Source organism: Pseudomonas sp. B21-051 (assembly GCF_024748795.1).
In the GTDB taxonomy this organism is placed as follows: Bacteria; Pseudomonadota; Gammaproteobacteria; order Pseudomonadales; family Pseudomonadaceae; genus Aquipseudomonas; species Aquipseudomonas putida_A.
Genome location: NZ_CP087166.1, coordinates 5726243 through 5749351, shown reverse-complemented (window position 1 = coordinate 5749351; position 23109 = coordinate 5726243). Strand labels below are relative to the sequence as shown.

Sequence of the window (23109 nt, the reverse complement as noted above, 5' to 3'; positions counted from 1 at the left end):
GGCTTTTTGCGTATTCAGGGCTAGACGCTCCGAAACTCAGGTGGTACATTCGGCCCCGCACTGGTTTCTCCACTGCCCCCTGCTAGCCGTCGCCGACGCACTCCTTTTCGAACAAGTTCGCGATCCTGTCGCCTTCTCCGCGGCGCGGCCTCATTAAGCCAAAAGCTTAATTTCCCCCCTCCATAAATGATTACGTCATTCCTATATGAATCTGACTGAACTCAAGCAAAAGCCGATTACCGAACTGCTCGAATTGGCCGAACAGATGGGCATAGAAAATATGGCCCGTTCGCGCAAGCAGGACGTGATTTTCTCCCTGCTGAAAAAGCACGCGAAAAGCGGCGAGGAAATCTCCGGTGATGGCGTGCTGGAGATTCTCCAGGACGGCTTCGGCTTCCTGCGCTCCGCTGACGCTTCCTACCTCGCCGGCCCGGACGATATCTACGTCTCGCCGAGCCAGATCCGTCGTTTCAACTTGCGCACCGGTGACACCATCGTTGGCAAGATCCGCCCTCCGAAGGAAGGCGAGCGTTACTTCGCTCTGCTCAAGGTCGACACGATCAACTTCGATCGTCCGGAGAACGCGAAGAACAAGATTCTCTTCGAGAACCTGACCCCGCTGTTCCCGACCGTGCGCATGAAGATGGAAGCCGGTAACGGTTCCACCGAAGACTTGACCGGTCGTGTGATCGACCTGTGCGCCCCGATCGGCAAAGGCCAGCGTGGTCTGATCGTTGCACCGCCGAAAGCCGGTAAGACGATCATGCTGCAGAACATCGCCGCGAACATCGCCCGTAACAATCCTGAAGTTCACCTGATCGTGCTGTTGATCGACGAACGTCCGGAAGAAGTGACCGAAATGCAGCGCACCGTGCGCGGCGAAGTGGTCGCCTCGACTTTCGACGAGCCGCCGACCCGCCACGTGCAGGTTGCCGAAATGGTGATCGAGAAGGCCAAGCGCCTGGTCGAACACAAGAAGGACGTGGTGATCCTGCTCGACTCCATCACCCGTCTGGCCCGTGCCTACAACACCGTGATCCCGAGCTCCGGCAAGGTGCTGACCGGTGGTGTCGATGCTCACGCGCTGGAGAAACCGAAGCGTTTCTTCGGTGCTGCGCGCAACATCGAAGAGGGCGGCTCGCTGACCATTATCGCCACCGCGCTGGTTGAAACCGGCTCGAAGATGGACGAAGTGATCTACGAAGAGTTCAAGGGTACCGGCAACATGGAACTGCCTCTGGATCGCAAGATCGCCGAGAAGCGTGTGTTCCCTGCGATCAACATCAACCGTTCCGGCACCCGCCGCGAAGAGTTGCTGACCGCCGATGACGAACTGCAGCGCATGTGGATCCTGCGCAAGCTGCTGCACCCGATGGACGAAGTGGCTGCCATCGAGTTCCTGGTCGACAAGCTGAAAACGACCAAGACCAACGACGAGTTCTTCCTGTCGATGAAGCGCAAGTAACATCGCCGGTTGAACCGATAGAAAGGGCGCCCCTTTGGGGGGCGCCTTTTTTTTGCATGAAATTTACCCCGGCAATGGGAGGTTCCTGATCTGGTAAGGTCTGTGATCGGGCAACCCACAAACAGCGCTCGGAGCCTCTGTGAATAAGGCTCGAGCTGTACAAAAACAACCATCTGATTGGCATTAAAGATTTTATGAGCACACTCGCTTATCGAAGGGATATCGACGGCTTGCGGGCAGTCGCGGTGATCGCCGTGGTGCTGTTCCATTTTGGCGTCCCGGGGTTTACCGGCGGTTTTGTCGGCGTGGACGTGTTCTTCGTGATTTCCGGCTACCTCATCACCTCGATCATCTGGAACCAGCGTCAGGCTGGCCGTTTCAGTTTCGTCGAGTTCTGGGCGCGGCGTGCGCGCCGCATCCTGCCGGCGCTGTTCGCGATGATCATTGCGGTGCTGGCGGTGGGCTGGTTCCTGCTGGCGCCCAAGGATTACGAAGAACTGGGGCGCTCGGTGCGCTATCAGGTGACGTTTGTCTCGAACATCCTGTTCATGCGTCAGGACGGCTACTTCGACGTTGCCTCTGACCTGAAACCGTTGTTGCACACTTGGTCGCTGGCGGTGGAGGAGCAGTTCTACATCTTCTTCCCGCTGCTGCTGACGTTGCTCTCGAGCCGCCTGAAACACTGGCGGCTGGCGCTGTTCGGCGTGCTGCTGGTGTCGTTCGGGCTGAGTGTGTGGGCGATCCAGCATCATCCGGAGAAAGCCTTCTTCCTGCTGCCGATGCGCGCCTGGGAGTTGCTCGCCGGGGCGATGCTGGCGGTTGCGCCGAAACACGCCTGGCGCTTGAAGCCGCTGGCCGCCCAGGCCTTGAGCCTGCTCGGCATGGGGTTGATCCTGCTGGCGGTGTTTGCCTATGACAAGTCGACGCCGTTCCCGGGTGTCACGGCGTTGCTGCCGGTACTGGGCGTGGTGCTGCTGATTCTGGCCAACGGTCATCGCGAAACGCTGGTTGGTCAATTGTTGAGCAGTCGGGTGATGGTCGGCCTCGGGCTGATCTCCTATTCCTGGTATTTGTGGCACTGGCCGGTATTCGTGTTTTCCAGCTACGCCAGTGTCGATGAGCCGGGCGCGCTCGACACGGCCGGGTTGATTCTGCTGACCCTGGTGCTGGGTTATCTGTCGTGGAAGTTCGTCGAAACGCCGTTCCGTGAACGGCGCTTGCTCGCCGGTCGTCGGCAGATTCTGCTGGCCGGTTTCTGCGGGATCCTGCTGCTCGGTCTGGCCGGGCAATCACTGCGCTGGACCGATGGCCTGCCATGGCGCTTGTCCGAGCAGGCGCTGCAATACGCCAAAGGCCGCGAATGGCGGCCTGAGCTGATGGCTTGTCTGGCGGATGACAAGACCCCGGACGACAAGCTGTTCTGCCATTACGGCGTGGCGGATCTGCCGACCCGCGCGCTGGTCTGGGGCGACAGCCATGCCACGGCGCTGATCCCAGTGTTCGATGACGGTGCCAAAGCCCACGGTGTCAGCGTGATTCTGGCCAGTTCTCCGGGTTGCATTCCGGTCGATGGGCTGGAGCATGACGGGGTTTGTGCACGCTTCAACAAGCGGGTCGAGCAGGGGCTGAAAACCCAGGCGATCAGCGATGTGGTGCTGGTCGCCCGCTGGAGCCTGTACCTGTACGGCGATGCCAAGGGTGATCTCGGGCATGTCTTGAGAACGCCAGACGGTCGTTACGATCGCGCCGAGGCCGAGCAGCGTTTTGCCGAAGGCCTGCGCACTCGCGTCGCACAATTGCGGGCAGCCGGGCATCGCGTATGGCTGGTGAAAGAGGCGCCGTTGCAGGCGTTCAGCCCGCCGTATCGGCTGACGCGGCTGGCGATGCTTGATCGTCCGGTGGATGACGTCGGGCTGGACATCGAGGCGCACCACAAACGTCAGGTGTTCATCAGTCAGTTGTTCGCGCAGTTGGCGCAGAATGATCCGGCGGTGCGCGTGGTCGATCCGGCGCCGCGACTGTGTGATGAAAACGGCCTGTGCCACGCCGAACTCGGCGGCTACTCGCTGTACACCGATGACAATCATCTGTCCGAAGTCGGTGCGCGGTTTGTGGCGCCGATCCTTGAGCCGCTGTTTATCGGCCTGCAAGCCCGGGAAAACCGTGGAAAAGCACAGACGAATGCAGCCAAGTAAGCAGCGACAGGCTGCCACAGGCCTGCATAGCAGGTAGGATGTACGCCTATTTTGAGGGTGCCATCGTCAATGAAATTCAAGGATCTTCGGGATTTCGTGCAGCAGCTTGAGCAGCGCGGAGAGTTGAAACGCATCCAGATTCCCGTCTCGCCGGTGCTGGAAATGACCGAGGTGTGCGACCGTACGCTGCGGGCCAAGGGCCCGGCGCTGCTGTTCGAGAAGCCGACCGGCTATGACATTCCGGTGCTCGGCAACCTGTTCGGGACCCCGGAGCGGGTGGCCATGGGCATGGGCGCCGAGTCGGTCAGCGAGCTGCGCGAGATCGGCAAGCTGCTGGCTTTCCTCAAGGAGCCGGAGCCGCCGAAGGGCTTGAAGGACGCGTGGTCGAAACTGCCGATCTTCCGCAAGATCATCTCGATGGCGCCGAAAGTCGTCAAAGACGCGGTGTGCCAGGAAGTGGTCATCGAAGGCGACGACGTCGACCTGGCGATGCTGCCGGTGCAGACCTGCTGGCCCGGCGACGTCGGCCCGCTGATCACCTGGGGCCTGACTGTCACCAAAGGCCCGAACAAGGACCGCCAGAACCTCGGTATCTACCGTCAGCAAGTGATCGGCCGCAACAAGGTGATCATGCGCTGGCTCAGCCACCGTGGCGGTGCGCTGGACTTCCGCGAGTGGTGCGAGAAGCATCCGGGCCAGCCGTTCCCGGTCTCCGTGGCGCTGGGCGCCGACCCTGCGACCATTCTCGGCGCCGTGACGCCGGTGCCGGACAGCCTTTCCGAATACGCTTTCGCCGGCCTGTTGCGCGGCAATCGCACCGAGCTGGTCAAGTGCCGTGGCAACGACCTGCAAGTGCCGGCCACTGCCGAGATCATCCTCGAAGGCGTGATCCATCCGGGCGAAATGGCCGACGAAGGCCCGTATGGCGACCACACCGGTTACTACAACGAAGTCGACAGCTTCCCGGTGTTCACCGTCGAACGCATCACCCACCGGATCAAACCGATCTATCACAGCACCTACACCGGCCGTCCGCCGGATGAGCCGGCGATTCTCGGCGTGGCGCTGAACGAAGTGTTCGTGCCGATCCTGCAGAAGCAGTTCCCGGAGATCACCGATTTCTATCTGCCGCCGGAAGGCTGCTCGTACCGCATGGCTGTGGTGACGATGAAGAAGTCGTATCCCGGGCATGCAAAGCGCGTGATGCTCGGTGTCTGGTCGTTTTTGCGACAGTTCATGTACACCAAGTTCGTTATCGTCACTGACGACGATATAAACGCCCGGGACTGGAACGACGTGATCTGGGCCATCACCACGCGCATGGACCCCAAGCGCGACACGGTGATGATCGACAACACGCCGATCGACTACCTCGACTTCGCCTCGCCGGTCTCCGGCCTGGGCTCGAAAATGGGCCTGGATGCCACCCACAAGTGGCCGGGCGAAACCACTCGCGAGTGGGGCCGTGTAATCGTCAAGGACGACGCCGTCACCCAGCGGATCGATGCCATCTGGAATCAGTTAGGAATAGATTGATGCGTGTAACCCTGCAGCCCTCCGGAGCGGTGCTTGAGATACGGCCCGGCGAGCGGATTCTCGATGGTGCGCGGCGCCTGGGCTACGACTGCCCGCAAAGCTGCCGCAACGGCAATTGCCACGTATGTGCGGCGCTGCTGGTGGAAGGCCGGGTCGAGCAGGCCGGCAAAGTGCATGACCACGGCGAGTTCTACACTTGCATAGCCGAGCCGCTGGAAGACTGCGTCCTGCTGTGGGATGGCGTGCTCGCGCTGGGAGAACTGCCGGTGCGCAGCCTGTCGTGTCAGGTCATCGAATGCCGGGATGTCGGCGGCGACACCTGGCGCGTGCGCCTGCGTGCGCCGGCCGGCAAGCCACCGCGTTATCACGCCGGACAGTACCTGATGATCGAGCGCGAGAACGGCGAGAAGTCGGCGTTCTCCATGGCCTCGGCGCCGCACGGCGGGCGCGATCTGGAAATCCACGTGTTGGCCCGCGAAGCCAGTGCGTTGAGCCTGATCGAGCAACTGCAGCGCAACCCGCTGGTGCGCGTCGAACTGCCGTTCGGCGACACCCACCTCGCCGAATTGCCTGACGGGCCGCTGGTGTTGATCGCCGCTGGCACCGGCATGGGCCAGATCCACAGCCTGATCGAACACTGCCGCGCCAACGGTTTCAAACACCCGGTGCATCTGTATTGGGGCGTTCGCCGTCCGGAAGATTTCTACGATATCGAGCATTGGGACGAATGGCTGAAGCTGCCCAATCTGTTCCTGCACAAAGTCGTCAGCGACCAGTGCGGTTGGGAAGGGCGCTGCGGGATGCTGCACCAGGCCGTGTGCGAAGATTTCGCCGATCTGAAGTCCCTGCACGTCTACGCCAGCGGTTCGCCGGCGATGGTCTACGGGACTCTGGATGCGCTGGTGGAAGCCGGGATGGATGCGCACCAGATGCGCGCCGATGTATTTGCGTATGCGCCTCGGTCTTGACCCGCGCGTTTGAGCCCCGCCCCTAGAAACGCACGCCGCTAGTCACCATCGCCGCATTGGCGCCGAGAAACACCAGCTCGGCGGCCAATGGGCCATAGTGAGTCCCGACGGACGGAATGATCACCGGCGCAACGCCGTAGCGGTTCAAAGGAATCTTGTCCTTGTAATCACCGCGATAACCTTGCAACAGCCCACCCGTGACTTTCAGATACAGCGGATACTCGCTGCTGTCATAGCGCTTGCCGACGTAGGCGTAATTCGAGCGCTGGCGGAACGAGTTGCGGAAAGTTGCCCCGCCAAATACCCGGCCGGAAGCCTGATTGCGTTCGATGCCGATCAAGTCCTGATGATTATTGTGCTCGGGGTCGGGCGAGTAATGTCGGGTGTAGACACTGGTCTGGGCATACCAGAAACCTTTGCCTTGCGCATCGTCCTCGGCCAATGCATGGCCGGCCTGAATCATCAGTAATGCGGTCAATAGTCTCGGGATTTTCATTGAGCAGCCTCGGTTAAACGGGATGGCTTGCGCCAGAGGAAGGCCGTTATACGTAGGCGTTCAGCGACGGAGAAGAAAGAAAGGCCGACATTTTAGTAAGAAGTTTCCTGCGTGTTCTTGAACCAATCCTGAACAAGCGAAGGCTTATGCATATTTCATTCGGGTATTTAAGATATTCCTGCAATGGTATTAGGCTATATAAAACCTGATTGCCGGGGCTGATAATCGCCAGTTAGTGCGATCGGGCGGGTCATACATCCTTTAGCACTTTTCGTTTTACAGTTACTGCTATATGTTCTATCAAGCGAATTGTGCTTACATCTTGTAATACTTGCGGGGCCGAACACTTCCGTCATGACAGCCATTGAATCTGCTTTTGTGAATCTGGCTTACCCTCCGCGGCTCGATCTGGGGCCGCAGCTGACCCACGAACAACTTCTCGTCTCGATGCAATCGACCATGGCGCGCCACAAGGGCGGCCCGGTGTGGCTGTTCGCCTACGGGTCGCTGATCTGGCGCCCGGAATGTACGGCGGTGGAGCGGGTGCGCGGACGTGTCCATGGCTACCATCGCGGCCTGTATTTGTGGTCGCACGAGCACCGCGGTACGCCGGAAATGCCCGGACTGGTGTTTGGTCTGGATCGCGGCGGTTCATGCAGCGGCTTCGCTTATCGGCTGCCGGAAGAAAATCTCGACGCGGCGCTGTACGCGCTATGGAAACGCGAAATGCCGTTCCCGTCCTATCGCCCACACTGGCTCAACTGCCGGCTCGAAGATGGCAGTCAGGTTCAGGCGTTAGGGTTTGTTTTGGAGCGACACCTGCCCAGCTATGCCGGCAACTTGCCGGATCATGTGCTGAGCCAGGTGTTCGAAAGCGCTTGCGGGCGCTACGGCACCACTCGCGATTATGTCGAGCAGACCGTCCACGCCCTGCGCAGCCACGCCATGCCGGATCGAAATCTGGAGGCGCGGCTCAAACGCTGCAAATCACAGGTCGATCAGGCGAGCGCCTCACGGCTCTGACTGGCGACGTTTTTGTGCCACAAGGTCGGAGCCAGGCAAACCATCGCCATGATGCAGCCGCCTACCAGCAGTACGAAGCCGCCGTCCCAGCCGAAATGGTCCACGGTATAGCCCATCGCTGCACTGGCCGCGACCGACCCACCCAGATAACCAAACAGGCCGGTGAAGCCTGCTGCCGTACCGGCGGCTTTCTTCGGTGCCAGTTCCAGCGCCTGCAAACCGGTCAACATCACCGGGCCGTAGATCAGGAAGCCTATAGAGAACAGCGCGATCATGTCGATGGTCGGGTTGCCCGGCGGGTTGAGCCAGTAGACCAGCGTCGCCACGGTGACCAGCGCCATGAATACCATGCCGGTCAGGCCACGATTGCCACGGAAGATCTTGTCTGACATCCAGCCACACAGCAGCGTGCCTGGAATGCCGGCCCACTCGTAGAAGAAGTACGCCCACGACGTGGTGTCCACGGTGAAGTGCTTGGCCTCCTTCAGATACGTCGGGGCCCAGTCCAGTACGCCATAGCGCAGCAGGTAGACGAAGACGTTGGCCATGGCCACGTACCAGAGCATTTTGTTGCGCAGCACGTACTTGACGAAGATTTCCTTAGTGCTGAATTCGTCTTCGTGGCTGGCATCGTAGCCTTCGGGGTAATCGTTCTTGTACTGCTCGATTGGCGGCAGGCCAACCGATTGCGGAGTGTCGCGCATGGTCATGAATGCGAACGCCGCCACACCCAGGGCCACTGCAGCCGGCACGTAGAATGCCGCATGCCAGTCATTGAACAGGCCCATGCCGAGCAGGAACAACGGACCGATCAGGCCACCACCCACGTTGTGCGCCACGTTCCACACCGACACCACGCCGCCGCGCTCTTTCTGCGACCACCAGTGCACCATGGTGCGACCGCTCGGCGGCCAACCCATGCCCTGAGCCCAGCCGTTGATGAACAACAGAATGAACATCATGGTCACGCTGGACGTGGCCCACGGTGCGAAACCGAAGATGAACATCACGCCTGCCGAGATCAGCAAGCCGAACGGCAGGAAGTAACGCGGATTGGAGCGATCGGACACCAGGCCCATCAAGAACTTCGACAAGCCGTAAGCAATCGCGATGGCTGACATTGCCACGCCTAACTGACCCCGGGTGTAGCCCTCGTCGATCAGGTACGGCATGGCCAGCGAGAAGTTTTTGCGCAGCAGGTAGTAACCGGCGTACCCGAAAAAGATACCGGCGAATATCTGCCAGCGCAGGCGTCGGTAAGTACTGTCTATTTTTTCTTCAGGCAATGGAGCCTGATGTGCGGCAGGTCGAAAGAAAGCAAACATTCAAGAGCTCCAGAATTCTTGTTTTGACTGCGGATGCGAATGTTACAGTTTCGTTACCGAAAATAGCACCGGTTCGCATCAGCAAAACAGCGGAAAATGTTGGAAGTCGCATGTTCTTTTACGAACCTGTCGCTCAGCTGTAAGAACAGGGCGTTTTCACCACTTATCAACATGGGGTGACTTAGACTCGCGGCCCGTTCAGCCGATTGATCAGCCGAGATAAGCAATGTCACTGAAAGTTCGCATGTTGGTGCCGAGATTTTTGGTGGCAGCGGGACTTGCCGTCGTGTTGTTGACATTGATCGTCACCGATCATCCCGCCCATTCCGGTCTGCGCAACGCCACGGTGCTGATCATTCGGCATGCGGAAAAACCGGATACGGGCTCGGTGCTCAATGCCCGAGGCGAACAGCGCGCCGCCGCCTACGTCGACTATTTCAATCCGCTGAAACTCGACGGCCAGGCACTCACCCCTCAGCGTTTGATCGCTGCTGGCGACACCCCGGAGAGCTCGCGCTCACGCCTGACCCTGACCCCGCTGGCCCAGCGCCTGAACCTTGCGATCGAGCAGCCCTACGTCAATGGCGACCTGCATCAACTGGTCAAACTGTTGCGCAAGAACAATCAGGCGCAGACGGTGCTGATCGCCTGGCACCACGGCCACATCAATAAACTGCTCAAGGCCTTTGGGGGCGACCCCACGGCGCTGATGGGGCAGGAAAAATGGCCGGATGAGGTCTTCGACTGGCTGATCGTCCTGCGCTTCGATGACAAGGGACGGTTGATTCCGTCGCGCAGCCTGAGGGTGCAGGAGCACCTGTTGCCGGGCGACTCGGCACCATGCCCGGCGGCTGAGACACGCTACGGTTTCAGCGCACCTGCACCACCACCTTGCCCACCGCCTTGCGCTGCCCCAGATCGTTGATCGCCTGCGCCGCATTGCTCAGCGGATACACCTGCGACACCAGCGGTTTCAACTTGCCCTCGGCGAACCAGGCGAACAGTTGCTGGAAGTTCGCCGCGTTGTCCTGCGGCTGGCGCTGGGCGAAAGAACCCCAGAACACGCCGAGTACCGCTGCGCCCTTGAGCAGCGCGAGGTTGACCGACAGTTCGGGAATGCGTCCGCTGGCGAAGCCGACCACCAGCAGCCGTCCGTTCCACGCGATGGCGCGGATGGCCTGGTCAAACAGGTCGCCACCGACCGGGTCGTAGATCACGTCGGCGCCCTGGCCGTCGGTGAGGCGTTTGATTTCGTCCTTGAGGCTGGTTTCGCTGTAGTTGATCAGTTCATCAGCACCGGCAGCCTTGGCCACGGCGAGTTTTTCCGTGCTGCTGGCGGCGGCGATGACCCGGGCACCCATGGCTTTGCCGATTTCCACTGCCGCCAGGCCGACGCCACCGGAGGCGCCGAGCACCAGCAGGGTCTCGCCCGGTTGCAGGTTGGCCCGTTGCTTGAGGGCGTGCATCGAAGTGCCGTAGGTCATGCTGAACGCGGCGGCGGTGTTGAAATCCATCGACGGCGGGATCGGCAGCACGTTGTAACCCGGCACCGCGACCTGTTCGGCGAAGCTGCCCCAGCCGGTCAGGGCCATGACCCGGTCGCCGACTTTCAGATGGCTGACCTTTTCACCGACGGCACTGACCACGCCGGACGCTTCGCCGCCCGGCGAAAACGGGAAGGGCGGCTTGAACTGGTACTTGCCCTCGATGATCAGCGTGTCCGGAAAGTTGACCCCGGCGGCGTGCACCTCCAGCAGGATTTCGTTCTTCTTCGCGACAGGACTGGCGACGTCTTCCAGCACCAGCGATTCGGCAGAGCCGAAGGCTTTGCACAGCACGGCTTTCATCAGGGCTATTCCTTTGGGAGTGATGGCCGATAAGTGTAGGTGTGTCAGTCAACGGGTCAACGAGCATGCCTGGCCCTGATAGTCAGCCATAAGCTTGTGCTTGCGCGGCGGGTCGTTATGCTAGGCCGCAAACCGGATAAGGAGCGAATTGTGAAAGCGTGGATCATGTTGTTGCTGGCCCTGTCTCTGCCTGTGGCAGCGCTGGCCGAAGAAGCCAAAGAAGGCGAGGCGCCGAAGGTCAACTACATCACCCTGAGCCCGCCGTTCGTGGGTAACTACGGGCTGGACGGCACGCCGAAGCTGAAGGTCTACAAGGCCGACGTGGCGCTGCGTGTGACCGGCGAAGAGGCGACCAAACTGGTCAAGGCCAACGAGCCGCTGATTCGCAATCAACTGGTGGCGCTGTTCACTCAGCAGACGACCGAGGCGATGGGCAGCATCGAAGGCAAGGAAAAGCTGCGTCAGGAAGCCCTGAAGCAAACCCAGCAAGTGATGAATGACGAGACCGGCAAGCCGGTGGTTGAAGATCTGTTGTTCAACAACCTGATTATTCAGTAAGCATTCAAATCAAAAGATCGCAGCCTTCGGCAGCTCCTGCAGGGATCGCATTCCAGTGTAGGAGCTGCCGCAGGCTGCGATCTTTTTGCGCGTCAGCGCAACGCGAGCACTGCAGCCCATTGCTCCGCCGTCACTGGCATCACCGACAGTCGCGAGCCCTTCTGCACCAATGGCATCTCGGCAAGTGCGGTCTGCTGCTTCAGATAATCCAGTTTCAACACCCGCTCAAACGTCTCGACGTGCGCAACATCGATCGCACTCCAGGCGTTTTTCTCCGGCGTGGCCTTCGGGTCGTAGTAATGGCTCTCGGGTTCCAGTGCGGTGGGATCCGGGTACGCTGCCTGAATAATCTTGCCGATGCCGGCAATCCCTGGCTCGGGGCAGCTGGAATGGTAGAAAAAGAACTCATCGCCCACTGCCATCGCCCGCAGGAAATTGCGCGCCTGATAGTTGCGAACCCCGTCCCAGCGCGCTTTGCCGAGTTTCTCCAGGCCTTTGATCGAGAGTTCGTCAGGCTCGGATTTCATCAGCCAATAGGCCATGTCTTTTGCTCCTCAAGCGGTGATTGGGCAGGTTGTCGGGCAATTTTATGACAAACCGACGGTCGGTTGACGTCAGCGTTTGCGCCCGGGTTCACGTTGTCGCAAAATGCCGGCCTTTAAAGCTTGACGCTGCTGCACGGCCTACGAACGGAAACCGCTGCTGTCATCGTGATGATGTGCCTTGAGGGGGGCAATCGATGAAACGCAAACCGGATTTGCTATGGACTTTGGTTATTTTGTTCGGCCTTGGCGTCGTGACCACCGGTTACGCGCAAAGTCTGTGGACGAGCAAGACCGATGCTCCGGTTGAAGTCGCGCAACAGGTCCAACAGTCGACCGCCTTCAAACGCTGAAACTGCCTTCCCGACGCCGCTGATCTGCGCGGCGTCTATCCTGCGAAATACCAAGCCTTATCGGTGACCGTGCCCTGCAACGGTACATCCCAGCTGGCCTGTGCCAGGCGTTCGACCTTCTGACATTCATGGGCCAGGCCCAGCAACGTCGGCTTGCGCCAGTTTTTGCGCCGGGCCAGGTACGCCAGGCTGCGATCATAGAAACCGCCGCCCATTCCCAGGCGTCCGCCAATGTCGTCAAACCCCACCAGTGGCAACAAAACTAGATCCAGGGTCCAGATCTTGCGCTGATGAGCCAGATTGGCCCGAGGCTCAAGAATGCGGAAGCGGTTGGGCTTGAGCTTGTCGCCGGGGCGAATCCGCTGGAATACCATTTTGGTTCGCGGCCAGGCGCTGAGCACCGGCAGATACGTGGCTTTGCCGCGACGCTGGGCTTCACGCAGCAGCAGGCGCGGGTCGATTTCACCGTCGGTAGGCAGATACAGAGAGATGTGTTTCGCCCGACGAAAGTGCGGGTCTTGCGCCAGTTGGCGGAACAGGCCTTTGGCAGCCTGCCGTTGTTCACCGGGAGTCAGTGAGCGGCGCGCCTTGCGCAGCAGGCGGCGGAGTTGCGGGCGGGGCAGCAGCGCAGGTTCGGTCATGGTTCGGCTTCGGCAGGTGAGGGCGAAAACGCACGCATAAAAAATCCGATGCCGGCAAAAACCGGCATCGGATTCGAATCAGGCTCCCCGGATGAACCGCTGTCAACTTAGCCCTTGAACCCGAAAGTTCAAGGTGGAGGATGCAGTAGACTTTAAGGCTTTCCGTCTGGCGGACATGCACACCAGCCCAACGTGCAACCTCCAGGGTAGTGCAAATCGGCTCAGGGACATCGTCAACTGGCAAGCACCCCAGGGAGTGCCGCGAGTATACCTCAAGCGGCCTGGCGAATCAGCCCTTGCTGATGTCCGGATCGTCGGCCAGCACCAGATCGACACGATCGAGCAAGTCGCGCACCTGTTCACGGGTCGAGCCGCTGGCCTGGATGTCCGGGCGCTCTTCTTTGTGCAAGAGGTCGTGGGTGATGTTCAGCGCGGCCATCACCGCAATACGGTCGGCGCCGATGACTTTGCCGCTGCTGCGGATCTCGCGCATCTTGCCGTCCAGGTAGCGGGCGGCGCTGACCAGATTGCTGCGTTCTTCCTGGGGGCAGATGATCGAATATTCTTTGTCGAGGATCTGCACGGTAACGCTATTGCTTGAACTCATGAGTCTTGCTCCAGGGCCTTGAGGCGCGAAATCATCGATTCGACCTTACGCCGGGCGATTTCGTTTTTTTCAATGAGGTGAGCGCGTTCCTCGCGCCAGGTCTTTTCCTGAGCTAGTAAGAGTGCGTTTTGACTCTTTAGTTGCTCGACTCGGCTAATCAGCTTTTCGAGTCTGGCCATCAGCGCTTGCAGGTCGGTGTCTTCCATTGTGTCCACTGAATTCATCTGATGGGCGGCAGGCGCCTGGCTGGCGGACAGCCTTTAATAGTCTTGGCGAGTCTGTCGATGTAGGATACAAGGCCTTCATTCTAGACATAGCGCCGTCTGGCGCCTAGCTGCCCATGACCATTGCGAATTCCCCGTACCAAGCCTTTGCCACCCTGCTGACTGCCAGCGGCCACAACGTCTCGCCTGCCGAACTGCATGGCCTGCTGCTCGGCCGCAGCTGCGCCGGCGCCGGCTTCAACGCCGACGAGTGGCTGATCGACGCCGCCGAACTGCTCGAAGGCGACATCCAGGACAACGTCCGCAACGCCCTGATCGGCCTGCAAGAAATGGTCAAGGGTGAGTTGACCGGCAGCGACGTCACCGTCGTTCTGCTGCTGCCAACCGATGACGCACCACTGGCCGAGCGTGCTGCCGCGCTGGGCGAATGGTGCCAGGGCTTCCTCAGCGGTTTCGGCCTGAACTGCCGCGACAGCAGCATGCTCAGCACCGAAGCCACCGAAGTGCTGCAGGATCTGGCTGCGATCTCCCAGGTGCAAGACGCTCTGGAAGAATCCGAAGACGGCGAAAGCGACTACATGGAAGTCATGGAATATCTGCGCGTCGCGCCGCTGCTGCTGTTCTCGGAAACCAAGAAAGCCGACGTGCCGCCAGCCGCCAAGCCGTCGCTGCATTAATCGCGTGCCAGGGAAAGCCATCTGCCCATGACCCATATCCCCAAAGCGGAATACAGCCGTCGCCGCAAGGCCCTGATGGCGCAGATGGAACCCAACAGCATCGCGATCCTGCCCGCCGCCGCAGTCGCGATCCGCAACCGCGACGTCGAGCACGTCTACCGCCAGGACAGCGACTTCCAGTACCTCAGCGGATTCCCCGAGCCACAGGCCGTCATCGTGCTGATGCCCGGCCGCGAGCACGGCGAGTACGTGCTGTTCTGCCGTGAACGCAATGCCGAACGCGAGTTATGGGACGGCCTGCGCGCCGGGCAGGAAGGTGCAATCCGTGATTACGGCGCTGACGACGCGTTCCCGATTACCGACATCGACGACATCCTGCCGGGCCTGATCGAGGGGCGCGACCGGGTGTATTCGGCGATGGGCAGCAACCCGGAATTCGATCGGCACCTGATGGACTGGATCAACGTGATCCGTTCCAAGGCACACCTCGGCGCGCAGCCACCGAACGAATTCGTTGCCCTGGATCATCTGTTGCACGACATGCGCCTGTATAAATCGGCGGCAGAAGTGAAGGTGATGCGCGAAGCCGCACGGATTTCCGCTCAGGCGCATATCCGGGCGATGCAGGCCAGCCGGCCGGGACTGTATGAATACAGCCTCGAAGCCGAACTCGATTACGAATTCCGCAAGGGCGGGGCGAAGATGCCGGCCTACGGTTCGATCGTCGCTGCCGGGCGCAACAGCTGCATCCTGCATTACCAGCAGAATGACGCGCTGCTCAAGGACGGCGATCTGGTGTTGATCGACGCTGGTTGCGAGATCGACTGCTACGCCAGCGACATCACCCGCACCTGGCCGGTCAACGGCAAGTTTTCCGCCGAGCAGAAAGCGATCTACGAACTGGTGCTGGCTTCGCAGGAAGCCGCGTTCGCTGAAATCGCCCCGAACAAAAACTGGAACCAGGCGCACGAAGCGACGGTACGGGTTATTACCGCAGGCCTGGTCAAGCTCGGAATCCTGCAAGGCGAGGTCGATGAGTTGATCGCCACCGAAGCCTATAAAGCGTTTTACATGCACCGTGCCGGCCACTGGCTGGGCATGGATGTACACGACGTCGGCGAGTACAAGGTCGGCGGCGAATGGCGGGTGCTGGAGGTCGGCATGGCGCTGACCGTGGAACCGGGCATTTATATCGCCCCGGACAACCAGAACGTAGCAAAGAAATGGCGCGGCATTGGCGTGCGCATCGAGGATGACGTGGTAGTGACCAAGACCGGTTGTGAAATATTGACCAGCGGCGTACCGAAAACCGTCGCCGAGATCGAAGCGCTGATGGCGCAAGCACGGACACACGCGGCATGAGTCGAGTCAATCTGGCAATCATCGGTGGCGGCCTGGTCGGCGCCAGTCTGGCGTTGGCCTTGCAGGCCGGGGCCAAGGCGCGTGGCTGGAAAATCGTCCTGATTGAACCGTTCGCCCCCGGCGACAGCTGGCAGCCGAGCTACGACGCGCGTTCGTCGGCGCTGTCCTTCGGTTCGCGGCAGATCTATCAACGGCTTGGCGTTTGGCAGGAGATTTCCCGCCGCGCCGGGCCGATCAAACAGATTCACGTGTCCGACCGTGGTCGCTTCTCCACCGCCCGTCTGTCGGCGATGGAAGAAGGCGTGCCAGCGCTCGGCTACGTGGTGGAAAACGCCTGGCTCGGCCAGTGCCTGTGGCAGCACCTCGACAAAGACGTGATCAGCTGGCGCTGCCCGGCGGAAGTCACGCGCATGGAGCCGCTGCCCGACGGCTATCGCCTGACCCTCAACGATGAAACCACCGTCGAGTGCGATCTGGCGGTGCTGGCCGATGGCGGCCGTTCCGGTTTGCGCGAGCAACTGGGCATCAACGTGCGCAAGCGTCCGTATAACCAGAGCGCGCTGATCGCCAACATCACCCCGAGCGAAGCGCACAACGGCGTGGCCTTTGAGCGTTTCACCGACGAAGGGCCGATGGCCTTGCTGCCGCTGCCGGACAACCGTTGCGCACTGGTCTGGACCCGCCTGGGCATGGACGCGCAACGCCTGGCAGACCTCAGCGAGCGCGATTTCCTCAGCGAACTGCAAGGCGTGTTCGGCTACCGCCTCGGCACCTTGAAACAGGTCGGTGCGCGGCATTTGTATCCGCTGTCGCTGGTCGAGGCCGAGGAGCAAGTACGCTCGCATCTGGCCGTACTCGGCAATGCCGCGCACAGTCTGCACCCGATTGCCGGACAGGGTTTCAACCTGTCCCTGCGGGATGCTGATGCGCTGGCTGCCGCACTGCTCGCCAGCGACAAAGCGCTGGGCGACTTCGCCACCTTGCAGGCCTATCGCGAGCGGCAGCGTCTGGATCAGGAGCTCACCGTGGGCTTCTCCGATCAGGTCACCCGCCTGTTCGGCAGCACCCAGCCGCTGGTCTCGCTGGGCCGCAACATCGGCCTGCTCGGGCTCGATCTGTTGCCACCGGCCAAGCGCTGGTTTGCTCGTCAGGCCATGGGGCTGGGGACGCGGCCGGATGCTTGAGCGTCGGGTCGGCACTTTCACTTTCAGCAGCGCGCCACTAACTGGCGCGCTCGCTAAAACCCTTTACGGGCGGCGCATGCCGCCAGCGAGACAGGCTTAAAGCATGGAAATGCGCGCAGATCTGCTGATTGTCGGAGCCGGAATGGTCGGCAGCGCCCTCGCGTTGGCGTTGCAGAACAGCGGCCTGGAAGTGTTGCTGCTCGACGGCAGCCCGCTGAGCGTCAAACCGTTCGACGCCGCCGCGCCGTTCGAGCCGCGAGTGAGCGCCTTGTCGGCGGCCAGCCAGCGGATACTCGAACGCCTTGGCATCTGGGACGGCATCGCCAAGCGCCGCAGCAGCCCGTACACCGACATGCACGTGTGGGACGGCAGCGGCACCGGGCAGATTCACTTCTCGGCGAGCAGTGTGCATGCCGAAGTGCTCGGCCATATCGTCGAAAACCGCGTGGTGCAGGATGCCTTGCTCGATCGTTTGCACGACTGCGATCTGGGCATGCTGGCCAACGCACGGCTGGAACAGATGCGTCGCTCTGGCGACGACTGGCTGCTGACCTTGGCCGATGGTCGCCAGTTGCGTGCGCCGCTGGTGATCGCGGCGGATGGTGCCAATTCGGCGGTGCGCCGGCTGACCGGCGTTGCTACCCGCGAGTGGGATTATCTGCACCACGCCATCGTCACCAGCGTGCGCAGCAGCAAGCCGCACCGGATGACCGCCTGGCAGCGTTTCACCGATCACGGGCCGCTGGCGTTTCTGCCGCTGGAGCGTGACGGGCAGCAGGACTGGTGCTCGATCGTCTGGTCGACCACGCCGAGTGAAGCCGAAAGCCTGATGGCGCTGGATGAAGCGGCATTCTGCCGGGAGCTGGAGCGAGCCTTTGAAGGTTGCCTGGGCGAAGTCGTCAATGCTGATCCACGGCTGTGCGTGCCCTTGCGTCAACGCCACGCCAGACGCTATGTAGCCGAAGGCCTGGCACTGATCGGCGATGCGGCGCACACCATTCACCCGTTGGCCGGGCAGGGTGTGAACCTGGGTTTCCTCGATGCGGCGGTGCTGGCTGAAGTGTTGTTGCAGGCGGCGGAACGCGGCGAACGGCTGGCGGACGTGAAAGTGCTGAGCCGCTACGAGCGCCGGCGCATGCCGCACAACCTGGCATTGATGGCGGCGATGGAGGGCTTCGAGCGCTTGTTCCAGGCCGACCCATTGCCGGTGCGCTGGTTGCGCAACGCCGGGTTGAAGCTGGTGGAGCAGATGCCAGAGGCCAAGGCTCTCTTTGTTCGCGAAGCACTAGGCCTCACAGGCGACCTTCCGGCGCTCGCCAAACCCTGAGTCGATAACGCTCCCTGTAGGAGCTGCGGCACGCTGCGATCTTTTGATTTTGTTTTTGAACAGCAAAGTCAAAAGATCGCAGCCTTCGGCAGCTCCTACAGGGTGTGGGCTGTTCCGTGCAACATCTGGTAACTCCTTGGAAAAGAGTTCGATTGAGGTGGTAAATGTGAGTCCTTATCATTTGGCCCACATTTTCCGACCGAGAGATCACTCCCATGTTGGCACCCAAGCGTCTCCTGACCGCACTGGCCCTGACCCTGATCGGCAGCACTGCCGTCCAGGCCGCCGACGAGGTGGTGGTCTACTCCTCGCGTATCGATGAGCTGATCAAACCGGTGTTCGACGCCTATACCGCGAAAACCGGGGTGAAGATCAAGTTCATCACCGACAAGGAAGCGCCGCTGATGCAGCGCATCAAGGCCGAGGGCGAAAACGCCACCGCTGACCTGCTGCTGACCGTCGATGCCGGCAACCTCTGGCAGGCCGAGCAGATGGGCATCCTCCAGCCGTTCACCTCGAAAACCATCGACAGCAACATTCCTGCGCAATACCGCTCCTCCAGTCACGCCTGGACCGGTCTGAGCCTGCGCGCGCGGACCATCGCCTATTCCACCGAGCGGGTGAAACCGGGTGAGTTGACCACCTACGAAGCGCTGGCCGACAAGAATTGGGAAGGGCGCCTGTGCCTGCGCACGGCGAAGAAGGTCTACAACCAGTCGCTGACCGCGACCATGATTGAAGTGCACGGCGCCGAGAAGACCGAGAAGATCCTCAAGGGCTGGGTCAACAACCTGTCCACCGATGTGTTCTCCGACGACGTCGCGGTGCTGGAGGCGATCAACGCCGGGCAGTGCGACGTCGGCATCGTCAACACCTACTACTACGGTCGCCTGCACAAGCAGAAACCGGACCTGCCGGTGAAACTGTTCTGGCCGAATCAGGCTGATCGCGGCGTACACGTGAACCTGTCGGGCATCGGCCTGACCAAACACGCACCGCACCCGGAAGCAGCCAAGGCGCTGGTGGAGTGGATGACTACGCCTGAAGCGCAGAAGATCTTCGCCGACGTCAACCAGGAATTCCCGGCCAACCCGGCGGTGGCACCTTCGGAAGAAGTGGCGGCGTGGGGCAAGTTTGTCGCTGACACCTTGCCGGTGGAAGTGGCGGGCAAGCGTCAGGCGGAAGCGATCCGCATGATGGATCGGGCGGGCTGGAACTGAGCCGTTCACCACAGCGAGCCCTCTGTGGCGAGGGAGCTTGCTCCCGCTGGGTCGCGAAGCGGCCCCATGGCGCCCTTGCGTCTGGCGTGAATTGAACTGTTAACCTCCTGCGGCTGCTTCGCAGCCGAGCGGGAGCAAGCTCCCTCGCCACTACATGTGGTCGACGTCGAATGGGCGTTGGCCCTCTTGCAGAGAACCCCCTTGGCCCACCCCGCCCAACGCCGCTGGTACCCCATCGTCCTCGCCATTGCCGCGCTGGTGCTGTTGCCCCTGAGTGTCCTGCTGCTGTCGTGGCAGACCATCGATCAGCAGATCTGGTCGCACCTGTGGGAAACCCAGATGCCGCGCCTGCTCGGCAACACCCTGACGCTGGTGCTCGGCGTTGGCGTCGGTGTGACGCTGCTCGGTGTCAGTCTGGCGTGGCTCACCAGCCTCTGCGAATTCCCCGGACGGCGCTGGCTCGACTGGGCGCTGATGCTGCCGTTCGCCATCCCGGCCTACGTGCTGGCGTTCGTCTTCGTCGGCCTGCTGGACTTCGCCGGCCCGGTGCAGACCCTGCTGCGTGAGTGGTTCGGCAGCGGCCTGCGCCTGCCGCGCGTGCGCTCCACCGGCGGGGTGATTGCGGTGCTGGTGCTGGTGTTTTATCCCTACGTCTACCTGCTGGCGCGCACTGCGTTTCTCGCGCAGGGCAAAGGCTTGATGGAGGCGGCGCGGGTACTCGGGCAATCGCCATGGCAGGCGTTCTGGCGGGTGGCGTTGCCGATGGCGCGGCCGGCGATTGGCGCCGGTGTGGCGCTGGCGCTGATGGAGACGCTGGCGGATTTCGGCGCGGTGTCGGTGTTCAATTTCGACACCTTCACCACCGCCATCTACAAGACCTGGTACGGCTTCTTCAGCCTGCCGAGCGCGGCGCAACTGGCGAGCCTGTTGCTGCTGGTGGTGATGCTGGTGCTGTACGGCGAGCGGCGCGCACGTGGCGCCAACCGGGCGAGCAACGAGCGCCCTCGGGTCAAGGCGCTGTATCAGCTGCGCGGGCTCAAGGCATTCGCGGCGACCGGTTGGTGCGCGTTAGTGTTTGCCTGCGCGTTCGTGATTCCGCTGCTGCAGTTGATCGTCTGGTTCTGGCAGCGCGGGCGCTTCGATCTCGATGAGCGTTACGCCGGGCTGATCCTGCACACCCTGTACTTGGGTGCCATGGCAGCCTTGATCACCGTCAGCGTCGCGCTGCTGCTGGCGTTTGCTCGACGTCTGGCGCCGACCCGGGCGATCCGTTCCGGGGTCAGTCTGGCCAATCTTGGTTATGCACTGCCGGGTTCGGTGCTCGCGGTATCGATCATGCTGGCGTTCAGTTATCTCGACCGCGAACTGGTGATTCCGCTATCCGGGTGGCTCGGCGGCGCCGGCAAGCCGCTGCTGCTGGGCAGTCTGGCGGCGTTGCTGATGGCCTATCTGGTGCGCTTTATCGCGGTGGCCTACGGGCCACTGGAAAACAGTCTGGCGCGTATACGGCCTTCATTGCCTGAAGCGGCACGTAGTCTGGGTGTCAGTGGGCCGCGACTGTTTTTCAAAGTGTATCTGCCGCTGTTGCTGCCCGGCACGTTGAGCGCGGCGTTGCTGGTGTTCGTCGATGTGCTCAAGGAAATGCCCGCGACCCTGCTGATGCGCCCGTTTGGCTGGGACACGCTGGCGGTGCGGATCTTCGAAATGACCAGTGAAGGGGAATGGGCGCGGGCGTCACTGCCGGCGCTGACCCTGGTGTTGGTCGGCCTGTTACCGGTCATCGGCCTGATCCGCCGCTCGGCGCACCGAAACACTTAGTCGTCAGTCCTGAATCATGCGGCTACAATGCGCGGCATTCGGTGCGGTTCGTCTGACAGACCCGTTCGCTGAAATCGGCTGAAAGCCTTCTATTTCGTGGCTTTCATCCCGTACAGCGGCTGTCCGCACCTTCGCCACGCCCGGAAGGAGAAACCCATGGGACAGCGTACGCCTCTGTATGACCTGCATCTCGCCCTCGGCGCGAAGATGGTCGATTTTGGCGGTTGGGACATGCCACTGCATTACGGCTCGCAGGTCGAGGAACACCACGAGGTGCGCCGGGATTGCGGGGTGTTCGATGTTTCCCATATGACCGTTATCGACGTCGATGGCCCACAGGCCAAAGCCTGGCTGCAGCATTTGCTGGCCAATGACGTCGAGCGCCTGCACCGCCCCGGCCGCGCGCTCTACAGCACGATGCTCAACGAGCGTGGCGGCATCGTCGACGACATGATCGTCTATCGCCTCGAAGACCGTTATCGTCTGGTATTCAACGCCTCCACCCGCGACCAGGATCTGGCGTGGATGCAGTCGCAGGTCGCCGGTTACGACGTGCAATTGCATGAGCGTCAGGATCTGGCGATGCTCGCCATTCAAGGCCCGCAGGCCCGGCAGAAAATCGCCGAACTGGTGACTCAGTCCCGCGCCACACTGATCCATCACCTCAAACCGTTCGAAGCCGAAGTCGATGGCGACTGGTTCATTGCACGCACCGGTTATACCGGTGAGGATGGCCTGGAAATCGCTTTGCCGGCCGAGCAGGCGCCGGGATTTTTCAACGATCTGGTCGGTGCCGGCATTTCGCCGATCGGCCTCGGCGCCCGCGATACGCTACGGGTCGAGGCCGGGATGAACCTCTACGGCCAGGACATTCATCAGGATGTCTCGCCGCTGGCGTCCAATATGGCCTGGAGCATCGCCTGGGAACCGGCTTCGCGGCAGTTCATCGGTCGTGCGGCGCTGGAAGCGGAAAAAGCCGCCGGCGTGGCGCACAAACTGGTCGGGCTGGTGCTTGAGGAACGCGGCGTTTTGCGCGCCCATCAGGTGGTTCGTATCGCCGATGTTGGCGAAGGAGAGATCACCAGTGGTAGTTTCTCTCCTACGCTGAGCAAATCGATTGCCCTGGCGCGTGTACCGATGGCCACCGCCGACCGCGCCGAAGTGGAAATCCGTGGCAAGTGGTATCCGGTACGAGTGGTCAAACCGACCTTCGTGCGCCATGGCAAAACCTTGATCTGACCTTTTCCGGCGGGCCTGACCGCTGACAATTTCTTGAGGACACCGAGCATGAGCAATATCCCCGCTGAACTGCGTTTTGCCGAAAGTCATGAGTGGGCACGTCTGGAGGCCGACGGCACCGTTACCGTGGGCATCAGCGATCACGCGCAGGAAGCGCTGGGCGATGTGGTGTTCGTTGAGTTGACTGAAGTGGGCAAGGTGTTTGCTGCTGAGGATCAAGCTGGCGTGGTTGAGTCGGTGAAAGCGGCCTCCGATATCTACGCGCCGATTGCCGGCGAAGTCATCGCCGTCAACGAAGAGCTGAGCGGCTCGCCGGAACTGCTGAACTCCGATCCGTACGGGGCGTGGATCTTCAAGCTCAAGCCAGCCAACGCTGCTGATCTGGACAAGCTGCTGGACGCCGCCGGCTACAAGGCTGCAATCGGCGAATAATCTTCGCCCCCTGTAGGAGCTGCCGCAGGCTGCGATCTTTTGATTTTGTTTTTGAAGCAAGATCAAAAGA

General features: G+C 61.3%; 23 protein-coding genes and 1 other RNA gene. 16 read left to right on the top strand and 8 right to left on the bottom strand.

The annotated features are described in order from the left end of the window. Positions 1 to 205 precede the first annotated feature (205 nt). The 4 genes from rho to LOY52_RS25940 all read left to right on the top strand — a co-directional run bounded on the left by rho (position 206) and on the right by LOY52_RS25940 (position 6164). Positions 206 to 1465 (top strand): transcription termination factor Rho, encoded by a 1260-nt coding sequence (gene rho, locus LOY52_RS25955; RefSeq protein ID WP_003229334.1) that lies wholly within the window; start codon positions 206 to 208, stop codon positions 1463 to 1465. Positions 1466 to 1659: 194 nt separating this feature from the next. Beyond that, positions 1660 to 3660, top strand: coding sequence for an acyltransferase family protein (locus LOY52_RS25950; protein WP_258677132.1), 2001 nt, complete (start codon positions 1660 to 1662; stop codon positions 3658 to 3660). Positions 3661 to 3729: 69 nt separating this feature from the next. Next, entirely contained in the window at positions 3730 to 5196 is a 1467-nt protein-coding gene (gene ubiD, locus LOY52_RS25945) for a 4-hydroxy-3-polyprenylbenzoate decarboxylase (protein ID WP_003229330.1), read from the top strand. Beyond that, complete coding sequence (locus LOY52_RS25940) at positions 5196 to 6164, top strand: CDP-6-deoxy-delta-3,4-glucoseen reductase (protein WP_258677130.1); 969 nt, start codon at positions 5196 to 5198, stop codon at positions 6162 to 6164. Before ubiD ends, LOY52_RS25940 begins: the two co-directional genes overlap by 1 nt. A gap of 22 nt (positions 6165 to 6186) precedes the next feature. Here LOY52_RS25940 and LOY52_RS25935 read toward each other — a convergent pair whose 3' ends face one another. Next, positions 6187 to 6660, bottom strand: coding sequence for a sn-glycerol-3-phosphate transporter (locus LOY52_RS25935; protein ID WP_309474936.1), 474 nt, complete (start codon positions 6658 to 6660; stop codon positions 6187 to 6189). 354 nt (positions 6661 to 7014) lie between these two features. On the opposite strand from LOY52_RS25935, the gene LOY52_RS25930 reads away from it, so the two are divergent. Then, a complete protein-coding gene (locus tag LOY52_RS25930) occupies positions 7015 to 7683 on the top strand; it encodes a gamma-glutamylcyclotransferase (RefSeq protein ID WP_258677128.1) in 669 nt (222 codons plus the stop codon). Here LOY52_RS25930 and glpT read toward each other — a convergent pair. Beyond that, complete coding sequence (gene glpT / locus LOY52_RS25925; RefSeq protein ID WP_258677126.1) at positions 7659 to 9008, bottom strand: glycerol-3-phosphate transporter; 1350 nt, start codon at positions 9006 to 9008, stop codon at positions 7659 to 7661. The two genes, LOY52_RS25930 and glpT, sit on opposite strands and share 25 nt — an antisense overlap. Positions 9009 to 9234: 226 nt before the next feature. Here glpT and LOY52_RS25920 point away from each other — a divergent pair, with 226 nt between their 5' ends. Next, positions 9235 to 9933 carry a flagellar basal body-associated protein FliL gene (locus LOY52_RS25920; RefSeq protein WP_258677124.1) on the top strand — a complete coding sequence of 233 codons (699 nt, stop codon included), beginning with the start codon at positions 9235 to 9237 and terminating at the stop codon, positions 9931 to 9933. On the opposite strand, the gene LOY52_RS25915 is transcribed toward LOY52_RS25920, so the two are convergent. Next, positions 9878 to 10855 carry an NADPH:quinone oxidoreductase family protein gene (locus tag LOY52_RS25915; RefSeq protein ID WP_258677123.1) on the bottom strand — a complete coding sequence of 326 codons (978 nt, stop codon included), beginning with the start codon at positions 10853 to 10855 and terminating at the stop codon, positions 9878 to 9880. The two genes, LOY52_RS25920 and LOY52_RS25915, sit on opposite strands and share 56 nt — an antisense overlap. A 150-nt stretch (positions 10856 to 11005) precedes the next feature. Here LOY52_RS25915 and LOY52_RS25910 point away from each other — a divergent pair, with 150 nt between their 5' ends. Continuing rightward, entirely contained in the window at positions 11006 to 11413 is a 408-nt protein-coding gene (locus LOY52_RS25910) for a flagellar basal body-associated protein FliL (protein ID WP_027610485.1), read from the top strand. 92 nt (positions 11414 to 11505) lie between these two features. Here LOY52_RS25910 and LOY52_RS25905 read toward each other — a convergent pair whose 3' ends face one another. Continuing rightward, positions 11506 to 11955 carry an EVE domain-containing protein gene (locus tag LOY52_RS25905; protein WP_258677121.1) on the bottom strand — a complete coding sequence of 150 codons (450 nt, stop codon included), beginning with the start codon at positions 11953 to 11955 and terminating at the stop codon, positions 11506 to 11508. Positions 11956 to 12152: 197 nt separating this feature from the next. Between LOY52_RS25905 and LOY52_RS25900 the strand changes: the two genes are divergently transcribed. Next, positions 12153 to 12308, top strand: a complete 156-nt coding sequence (locus LOY52_RS25900) for a hypothetical protein (RefSeq protein ID WP_003229308.1) — start codon at positions 12153 to 12155, stop codon at positions 12306 to 12308. Positions 12309 to 12343: 35 nt separating this feature from the next. Here LOY52_RS25900 and LOY52_RS25895 read toward each other — a convergent pair whose 3' ends face one another. The 4 genes from LOY52_RS25895 to LOY52_RS25880 form a co-directional block, all read right to left on the bottom strand. Further along, positions 12344 to 12949 (bottom strand): 5-formyltetrahydrofolate cyclo-ligase, encoded by a 606-nt coding sequence (locus LOY52_RS25895; RefSeq protein ID WP_258677119.1) that lies wholly within the window; start codon positions 12947 to 12949, stop codon positions 12344 to 12346. A gap of 80 nt (positions 12950 to 13029) precedes the next feature. Further along, positions 13030 to 13208, bottom strand: a non-coding RNA gene (gene ssrS, locus LOY52_RS25890) — 6S RNA. Positions 13209 to 13238: 30 nt separating this feature from the next. Next, complete coding sequence (locus LOY52_RS25885) at positions 13239 to 13556, bottom strand: cell division protein ZapA (RefSeq protein WP_007967943.1); 318 nt, start codon at positions 13554 to 13556, stop codon at positions 13239 to 13241. Beyond that, positions 13553 to 13762, bottom strand: a complete 210-nt coding sequence (locus tag LOY52_RS25880) for a TIGR02449 family protein (protein WP_047597101.1) — start codon at positions 13760 to 13762, stop codon at positions 13553 to 13555. Before LOY52_RS25880 ends, LOY52_RS25885 begins: the two co-directional genes overlap by 4 nt. A gap of 134 nt (positions 13763 to 13896) precedes the next feature. Between LOY52_RS25880 and LOY52_RS25875 the strand changes: the two genes are divergently transcribed. From LOY52_RS25875 to gcvH, 8 genes are all read left to right on the top strand, one after another. Further along, on the top strand, positions 13897 to 14457 hold the full coding sequence (locus LOY52_RS25875) for a YecA family protein (RefSeq protein WP_258677111.1): 561 nt from the start codon (positions 13897 to 13899) through the stop codon (positions 14455 to 14457). A 27-nt stretch (positions 14458 to 14484) separates the two neighbouring features. Then, positions 14485 to 15819, top strand: a complete 1335-nt coding sequence (gene pepP, locus LOY52_RS25870) for a Xaa-Pro aminopeptidase (protein WP_103368193.1) — start codon at positions 14485 to 14487, stop codon at positions 15817 to 15819. Then, positions 15816 to 17003 (top strand): 2-octaprenyl-6-methoxyphenyl hydroxylase, encoded by a 1188-nt coding sequence (ubiH, locus tag LOY52_RS25865; protein ID WP_258677105.1) that lies wholly within the window; start codon positions 15816 to 15818, stop codon positions 17001 to 17003. The genes pepP and ubiH overlap by 4 nt, the downstream gene beginning before the upstream one ends. Positions 17004 to 17112: 109 nt before the next feature. Continuing rightward, a complete protein-coding gene (locus tag LOY52_RS25860; protein WP_258680065.1) occupies positions 17113 to 18330 on the top strand; it encodes a 2-octaprenyl-3-methyl-6-methoxy-1,4-benzoquinol hydroxylase in 1218 nt (405 codons plus the stop codon). Between the two features lie 215 nt (positions 18331 to 18545). Beyond that, positions 18546 to 19550, top strand: a complete 1005-nt coding sequence (locus LOY52_RS25855; protein WP_258677103.1) for an extracellular solute-binding protein — start codon at positions 18546 to 18548, stop codon at positions 19548 to 19550. A gap of 201 nt (positions 19551 to 19751) precedes the next feature. Then, on the top strand, positions 19752 to 21368 hold the full coding sequence (locus LOY52_RS25850; protein WP_258677101.1) for an iron ABC transporter permease: 1617 nt from the start codon (positions 19752 to 19754) through the stop codon (positions 21366 to 21368). A 156-nt stretch (positions 21369 to 21524) separates the two neighbouring features. After that, on the top strand, positions 21525 to 22607 hold the full coding sequence (gene gcvT / locus LOY52_RS25845; protein ID WP_258677099.1) for a glycine cleavage system aminomethyltransferase GcvT: 1083 nt from the start codon (positions 21525 to 21527) through the stop codon (positions 22605 to 22607). A gap of 48 nt (positions 22608 to 22655) precedes the next feature. After that, entirely contained in the window at positions 22656 to 23039 is a 384-nt protein-coding gene (gene gcvH / locus LOY52_RS25840; protein ID WP_258677097.1) for a glycine cleavage system protein GcvH, read from the top strand. Positions 23040 to 23109 lie beyond the last annotated feature (70 nt).

What these genes read in the sequence shown, in the direction of transcription:
- rho (WP_003229334.1), top strand. Translation starts at nt 206, where the DNA reads ATGAATCTGACTGAACTCAAGCAAAAGCCGATTACCGAACTGCTCGAA.
- LOY52_RS25950 (WP_258677132.1), top strand. Translation starts at nt 1,660, where the DNA reads ATGAGCACACTCGCTTATCGAAGGGATATCGACGGCTTGCGGGCAGTC.
- ubiD (WP_003229330.1), top strand. Translation starts at nt 3,730, where the DNA reads ATGAAATTCAAGGATCTTCGGGATTTCGTGCAGCAGCTTGAGCAGCGC.
- LOY52_RS25940 (WP_258677130.1), top strand. Translation starts at nt 5,196, where the DNA reads ATGCGTGTAACCCTGCAGCCCTCCGGAGCGGTGCTTGAGATACGGCCC.
- LOY52_RS25935 (WP_309474936.1), bottom strand. Translation starts at nt 6,660, where the DNA reads ATGAAAATCCCGAGACTATTGACCGCATTACTGATGATTCAGGCCGGC.
- LOY52_RS25930 (WP_258677128.1), top strand. Translation starts at nt 7,015, where the DNA reads ATGACAGCCATTGAATCTGCTTTTGTGAATCTGGCTTACCCTCCGCGG.
- glpT (WP_258677126.1), bottom strand. Translation starts at nt 9,008, where the DNA reads ATGTTTGCTTTCTTTCGACCTGCCGCACATCAGGCTCCATTGCCTGAA.
- LOY52_RS25920 (WP_258677124.1), top strand. Translation starts at nt 9,235, where the DNA reads ATGTCACTGAAAGTTCGCATGTTGGTGCCGAGATTTTTGGTGGCAGCG.
- LOY52_RS25915 (WP_258677123.1), bottom strand. Translation starts at nt 10,855, where the DNA reads ATGAAAGCCGTGCTGTGCAAAGCCTTCGGCTCTGCCGAATCGCTGGTG.
- LOY52_RS25905 (WP_258677121.1), bottom strand. Translation starts at nt 11,955, where the DNA reads ATGGCCTATTGGCTGATGAAATCCGAGCCTGACGAACTCTCGATCAAA.
- LOY52_RS25900 (WP_003229308.1), top strand. Translation starts at nt 12,153, where the DNA reads ATGAAACGCAAACCGGATTTGCTATGGACTTTGGTTATTTTGTTCGGC.
- LOY52_RS25895 (WP_258677119.1), bottom strand. Translation starts at nt 12,949, where the DNA reads ATGACCGAACCTGCGCTGCTGCCCCGCCCGCAACTCCGCCGCCTGCTG.
- LOY52_RS25885 (WP_007967943.1), bottom strand. Translation starts at nt 13,556, where the DNA reads ATGAGTTCAAGCAATAGCGTTACCGTGCAGATCCTCGACAAAGAATAT.
- LOY52_RS25880 (WP_047597101.1), bottom strand. Translation starts at nt 13,762, where the DNA reads ATGGAAGACACCGACCTGCAAGCGCTGATGGCCAGACTCGAAAAGCTG.
- LOY52_RS25875 (WP_258677111.1), top strand. Translation starts at nt 13,897, where the DNA reads ATGACCATTGCGAATTCCCCGTACCAAGCCTTTGCCACCCTGCTGACT.
- pepP (WP_103368193.1), top strand. Translation starts at nt 14,485, where the DNA reads ATGACCCATATCCCCAAAGCGGAATACAGCCGTCGCCGCAAGGCCCTG.
- ubiH (WP_258677105.1), top strand. Translation starts at nt 15,816, where the DNA reads ATGAGTCGAGTCAATCTGGCAATCATCGGTGGCGGCCTGGTCGGCGCC.
- LOY52_RS25860 (WP_258680065.1), top strand. Translation starts at nt 17,113, where the DNA reads ATGCGCGCAGATCTGCTGATTGTCGGAGCCGGAATGGTCGGCAGCGCC.
- LOY52_RS25855 (WP_258677103.1), top strand. Translation starts at nt 18,546, where the DNA reads ATGTTGGCACCCAAGCGTCTCCTGACCGCACTGGCCCTGACCCTGATC.
- gcvT (WP_258677099.1), top strand. Translation starts at nt 21,525, where the DNA reads ATGGGACAGCGTACGCCTCTGTATGACCTGCATCTCGCCCTCGGCGCG.
- gcvH (WP_258677097.1), top strand. Translation starts at nt 22,656, where the DNA reads ATGAGCAATATCCCCGCTGAACTGCGTTTTGCCGAAAGTCATGAGTGG.